6 protein-coding genes and 4 pseudogenes are annotated in these 5,646 nt (G+C 58.3%); 8 read left to right on the top strand and 2 right to left on the bottom strand.

Translation table 11 applies throughout. From position 1 onward, the window contains the following. Positions 1–193: pseudogene (locus AC1D1Z_RS33210) on the top strand (amidohydrolase); the annotation flags it as partial. 267 nt (positions 194–460) lie between these two features. On the opposite strand, the gene AC1D1Z_RS33215 reads toward AC1D1Z_RS33210, so the two are convergent. After that, positions 461–901, bottom strand: a complete 441-nt coding sequence (locus AC1D1Z_RS33215) for a DMT family transporter (RefSeq protein WP_477853100.1) — start codon at positions 899–901, stop codon at positions 461–463. After that, positions 898–1,380 (bottom strand): DMT family transporter, encoded by a 483-nt coding sequence (locus tag AC1D1Z_RS33220; protein ID WP_477853105.1) that lies wholly within the window; start codon positions 1,378–1,380, stop codon positions 898–900. Before AC1D1Z_RS33220 ends, AC1D1Z_RS33215 begins: the two co-directional genes overlap by 4 nt. A gap of 148 nt (positions 1,381–1,528) precedes the next feature. Between AC1D1Z_RS33220 and AC1D1Z_RS33225 the strand changes: the two are divergent. The 7 genes and pseudogenes from AC1D1Z_RS33225 to AC1D1Z_RS33255 all read left to right on the top strand — a co-directional run. Then, a pseudogene (locus tag AC1D1Z_RS33225) lies at positions 1,529–2,034 on the top strand (mismatch-specific DNA-glycosylase). Positions 2,035–2,086: 52 nt separating this feature from the next. Then, positions 2,087–3,126, top strand: a pseudogene (locus AC1D1Z_RS33230) (MOSC domain-containing protein). Between the two features lie 95 nt (positions 3,127–3,221). Continuing rightward, a complete protein-coding gene (locus tag AC1D1Z_RS33235) occupies positions 3,222–4,067 on the top strand; it encodes a pirin family protein (RefSeq protein WP_047617970.1) in 846 nt (281 codons plus the stop codon). Between the two features lie 60 nt (positions 4,068–4,127). After that, positions 4,128–4,346 (top strand): hypothetical protein, encoded by a 219-nt coding sequence (locus tag AC1D1Z_RS33240; protein WP_003547964.1) that lies wholly within the window; start codon positions 4,128–4,130, stop codon positions 4,344–4,346. A 224-nt stretch (positions 4,347–4,570) separates the two neighbouring features. Beyond that, positions 4,571–4,840, top strand: a complete 270-nt coding sequence (locus AC1D1Z_RS33245; protein ID WP_477853103.1) for an antitoxin — start codon at positions 4,571–4,573, stop codon at positions 4,838–4,840. Continuing rightward, on the top strand, positions 4,837–5,241 hold the full coding sequence (locus tag AC1D1Z_RS33250) for a type II toxin-antitoxin system VapC family toxin (protein ID WP_047617965.1): 405 nt from the start codon (positions 4,837–4,839) through the stop codon (positions 5,239–5,241). Before AC1D1Z_RS33245 ends, AC1D1Z_RS33250 begins: the two co-directional genes overlap by 4 nt. Positions 5,242–5,484: 243 nt before the next feature. After that, positions 5,485–5,610, top strand: a pseudogene (locus AC1D1Z_RS33255) (IS30 family transposase); the annotation flags it as partial. Between the last annotated feature and the right edge of the window lie 36 nt (positions 5,611–5,646).

Genomic DNA, 5,646 nt, shown 5'->3' on the forward strand with positions numbered 1-5,646 from the left:
GGGAAAAAGCCCGGCCGCGCACAAGGCCATGGCGCATGCGGCCAAGACGCTTGCGACAACAGGGCTCGCATTGATGTCGTCATCCGACCTCCTGGCAGCCGCGACGGCCGAGTGGCGAGAAAAGACCAGCGGTAAAGCCTATGTATGCCCGATCCCCGCCAATGTGATGCCCGCAACGGTTCACAGCCGGTAGTTCCCGTCCGCTCGGGCTTCCCGGCTATTTCCGCTTGTCGAGCGCGCGCCTGCTCGTCTTAGCGCTCTTGCAATAGTCTTTGTCCGGTCGGACGTCGGCCGTCTGCTCTGGATTTAGCCCTTTCACTAGGGAGCCGGGGCAAGTGAGCCCGGCGACTAAGGGCTGAGTGAAAGAGCAAATGCGGCGGGGACCATTCCCCGCCGTCCATCCATCCCCGTGGCTTGCGACCGGTCAGCGATGGCACCGGAATCGTAGCGCGGCGCTTGGCTATTGCGAGCCGCCGGATTTGCGTCGTCGCCGGCTGACCATCATTCCGCCGACGATGAGAACAATTCCGGTCGCGTTCGCCCAAAATGACGCTGGAACGGCGCTGATATAATCAAACGCCACCCCTGTTACCATCTGGCCACCGATGATCAGCAGAGCCGAATTAACCGCACCTATTCGAGCAATGACCCAACTGCCCGCGGCGACGAAAATAACGCCGATGGAACCACCCAGATAGGCGTACCAAGGCGCCTCGGCAGCGCCCGCAGGAAGCAGACCTCCGACAAGGAGACCAAGGCAGGTGAGGGCAGCAAAGCCTATGGCATGGTTCCAGAAGGATGCGATCAGCGGCGTGGTCGATATGCTCAACCGCCCATTGAGCTGACGACTGAGACCGACAAGCACACCGCCCAGGCAGGCCAGGAGAATGAACACCGTCACGCCGCACCTCGCCCAAACAGTATAATGAGTGCAGCCCCCGTGGCGACCAAGCCGAGTGCTACGATGTCTCGTCTATCTGGGCGTCGCTTTGGCAGACCGAACAGTCCCCAACTGTCGGCCGCGACGCTGAAGGCGACCTGGCCTGCCAAACCCAAAGCCAAGGTGCCGGAGAGCCCGAGCGGTGAGTTGACCGCAGTCGAGGTCAGAATGACCGTTGCCGCGCCGGATATCCCACCGAGATAGGCCCACCAAGGTGCGTTGGGGGCTTTTTCTACCATCGGTGCGCGTCGGCGGTGGACCACCAGGAGCAGAATGACGGCTGCGATGATGCCCGTGCCGTGTGCGGTCCAAGATGAGAACAGGGGATTGCCATAACGGGCCAACTCGCCGTTGAGGTGCACCATGAAAGTCAGGAGCCCGCCCGTGGCAAAAGCTCCGATGAAGTAGATGGGATGCGAATTACGTGCTTCGGTGGTCATTGCAGATCCTGTCAAGAATCGATTGCGCCCGATATTTTTCAAATTGCCACTAAGGCCATTCATCGGCATTTTCAGCAAGATGATTAGCACCGTCCGATCGACACATGGTTGGTGTATTTGACAGACTAAATTCGAGCGACGTCCTACAATGCAAGATGATGCCGCGTCCGCGGATCTCGATGATCCAGATGCCTCCACGATGCCGAAAGCCGGATTGTCGGAAATCCTCGTACCTGGCCTTTCCGCGGTTTTCTGCGGATTGAATCCGGCTCTGTCGGCCGTTCGCGACGGGCATAATTTCTCGAACCCGAGCAACCGTTTTTGGCGCGTGTTGCATCTGGCTGGATTTACACCGCGTCTGCTGCGGGCGGATGAAGAGCGCGAGCTGCTGCAATATGGCTGTGGTCTGACATCGGCGGTTTCACGTCCGACGAAAAGCGCAAGCGAGCTCAAGAGGCAGGATTATCTCAGCGCCGCGCCGGAAAGGCGGCATACGCGGCGATCAGTCTTCGAGCCGATGTTGAATGGGGTCGGCAACCCGAGAAATTTGCCGGCGCCGCCGTCTGGCTGTTGCCAAATCCGAGCGGCCTCAACAGAGCCTTCACCTTGACGACGTTGACCGAACACTATCTCGAGCTGAGATTGACGCTGTAACCGTCCTCCGTCGATCTCGAAATTGCGGTGAGCATCATTCGGGAGAAATGTCATGGTACACTTGCTTTCGGTCAATGTGGGCGTGCCGCGCGACGTCGCCTGGCAAGGCAAGATCGTCAACACGGCCATTTGGAAGACGCCGGTTGACGGCCCGCGTATGGTGCGGCGCCTGAACGTTGACGGCGATGGACAAGGCGACCTGGCTGGCCACGGCGGCGAACGCCGCGCAGTCTTTGTCTATCAAATCGATTCCTATCGCTACTGGCAGGAGCAATTGCGCCGAGACGACTTCGTCTACGGGCAGTTCGGCGAGAATTTCACCGTCGATGGCCTGCCCGACGCAGAGGTCTGCGGCCGGGCGATACGCCGGTTGTTCTGATGAGTGCCGGGATCGGAGTGACGCCGGTGCTGGCGATGCTTCATGTTTTGGCAGCCGAAGCATCGAGGCGGGAAGTCTGGTGGTTATATGGAACCCGCAATGGCCGCGAACATCCGTTTGCCGAGGAGGCGCGCGGGCTGCTTAAGGCGCTCGCTCACCATCATAGCCATATTTGCTACAGCTCTCCCGACCCCAAGGATCGGCCCGATATAGATTTCGACGCTCGCGGCCATCTGGATGCGCAAGCGCTCAAGTCGCTCAACCTGCCGCGCGATTGTGACGTCTATGTCTGCGGACCGTCGAGCTTCATGAGCGATCTGACCGTCGGCCTTGCCGTCTTGGGCGTCGCGCCGGATTGCATCCACACCGAGATGTTTGGCGCCGGTCCTGCGATGACCCCCGGCATAGCTGTTTCGCCCCGCCGGCCGCCACATTTGCCGGCCGGGCTCCCAGGCTCGGGGCCGCTGGTGTCATTTGCCCGCACTGGTCTTAATGTGCGCTGGGATCCGACATTCCAGAGCTTGCTCGAACTGGCCGAGGCCTGCGATGTGCCTGTGCGATGGTCGTGCCGAACTGGCGTCTGTCACACCTGCGAGACCGGACTTGTGGAGGGAAATGTCGGCTACCGGCCGGAGCCTGTCGATGCTCCGGCGGATGGCAATGTGCTGATTTGCTGCTCAAAACCTGAGGGCGACATCGTGATTGATTTGTAACTCCTGGACGAACGCGCCGACCGTGACTCTTGCTGACGACGCACGGCGCGGTAATGGCCCGGTGTCGTCACTGCCTTGCAAGCATGGAGGATGCGATGCTGCTCAAGGGTGAACGAACATTCGTGGTGCGGGATATGGGAGGCTTCGTCGCGCACATCAACATGCCAGGGTGGTTGAAGCCCAAGCCGACCGATCACGGCCAAGGCCCTCTCGCCATGGTCGTTGAATCCGTCCTCGATCCTGGCCGCCTGATCGCCATGCACGAGCACAGGAACGACGAAATTATTTCCTGGGTGCCCGAAGGCGTCATGCGTCACGACGACAAAGCCGCTGGCCGGTTGGTGATCGACCGTGACCATCTGATGGTGATGAATGCCGGAGCAAGCTTTTGGCATTCTGAAGAGACGCTGGCATCCGACCCGCCTCTGCGAATGCTGCAGATCCTCGTTCGCCCTTATGCGGTCGATCTGGAGCCGAAGATCCAGCACGGGCCGATGCCAGCTGCCGCGGCAAACGTCTGGCGACACCTGGTCGGGCAGGAAGGAGAGGGCGCCCCCTTCTATGTCCGCAGCGCAATCGACGTCTTCGACATGCGGCTGGACGCGGGCGTACGGGTGGAATTCCCACAGAAACAAGGCCGAGACCTCTATTTCTATGTCTTTGGCGGTTCCGTTGTCGTCGATAAGCAGACGTTCGCCGAAGGCGAGCAGGGGCTGCATTTATCTGATGACAAGCTCGAAGTAGAGGCGCAGAGTGCAAGCACGTTGGTCGCGTTTCTGCTCGACCCGAACGCATCTATCACCAGGCAGGGGACTGTCGGCGACCACAAGAAGATCCCGCCGGCAATCATCATTCGCGCGTTCCTGCGATGGAGGAAATTTCGCCATATGTGGCGTCGTCATCTTTCGCATCGCCGCTCGAAGACCGAAAAGGCGATATGAATGGAACAAGGATGCCCCGAACGGGTTTCGAACCTTAGCGTTCAATAGGAGGAGCATTTCATGCCTACGGTTGCCGCCACACCCATCACCCCACCAGACCAGCACGTGGTAACAGCGCGCGAAGCCATCGAGCCGCTTTATGAGAAGCTTGAGCTTCAAACGGAATCGCTGGTCCTGTCTGCGGCGCTGGAAGCGGGATGGTCTTCGGATGAGGCAACCGAGGCACTGGCGGCGCTTAGACTGCAGGATGCACTTTCCACCCTTGGACGAACGGCCTGACCGATAAAACTCCGGCAAAGATCGGGTTACGTGGTTAGCACAGCACCTTCCGGGCCTCAGATAGATTCTGTGAGATGTTATCCCATTTCACTCGATGATTTCTAATCTCAACCACGAACCGCGCCAAGCCTTTTCAAAAGCAGCGGAGGTCACAAGACCTCGATCCTACTTGAAATCTTCGCCGATGCTATGTATATGCATGTGTATATACATAGGAGTCCGACGTGGTCAATTCCCGACATMAAGAGCCAATTCCCCAGCGGGAGGCCAAGCTTTTCAGAAACAACAAGAGTCAGGCTGTACGAATCCCGGCTGACTTTGAGCTACCCGGTGACCGAGTGATGATCCACCGCGACGGCGATCGGCTCATTATAGAGCCTGTGCACCGGAAGAACCTCCTGGAAGTTCTGGCTGGTTTGGAGCCGCTTGGTCCTGAAGATCAGTTTCCCGATGTCGACGATACCCTGCTTCCTGTGGAGGAAATCGACCTGTGAGCAGGCTTTATATGCTGGACACCAATATCGTCTCGGAGCTTGCTCGAAACCCGATGGGCATAATCACCCGACGCATCGCCGAGGTTGGGCCCGATGCAATTTGCGTCAGCATTATCACGGCGTCGGAGTTGCGCTACGGGTGCGCCAAGAAGGGATCACCGAAACTTCTAGCACAGATCGAAGCCATCCTTGGCAGCGTACCGGTGCTTGCGCTGGATCTGCCCGCCGATGCTGAATACGGTGGCATCCGGGCTGAACTGGAGGCTGCTGGCAAGCCTATCGGTCCAAATGACTTATTCATCGCCGCCCACGCCTCTGCCCTCGGAGCAGTTCTGGTGACGGCGAACATGGGCGAGTTCATGCGTATCCGCGCTTTGCAGGTCGAAAACTGGTTGATTTGAAAGGGCGACAGGCCATTTTCTAATGTCGATTTGTCCTGCCGCATCCTTCTTTCTGGATCCGGCCTTGCAATCCGGACCAACGAAAAGGATCATTGGTCACGTACAACCCAGAACCAAGCAGAAGTTCCATAAGATAGATTACGCCACTTTTGCAACTATAGGATTATTTAAATATCAAAGCGCAACCTGTCGATTATTGCAATGGCTTCGCTTTGGAGATCTCTGCATGTCCCTTCGCTTGCCGTCGAGAACACCAACAAACGCATTCGCCACTTCATGCCAGGCGAGACCGATCTATCTGGTGTCACCCAGCAACAGCTTGTCGATCTGGCGCATCACCTCAATGCGCAGCCACGCAAATCCCCCTGATACAAAACACCAGCTGAAGTATCCCCTACCTTGACG

The organism is Rhizobium sp. P1_E1, assembly GCF_056406015.1.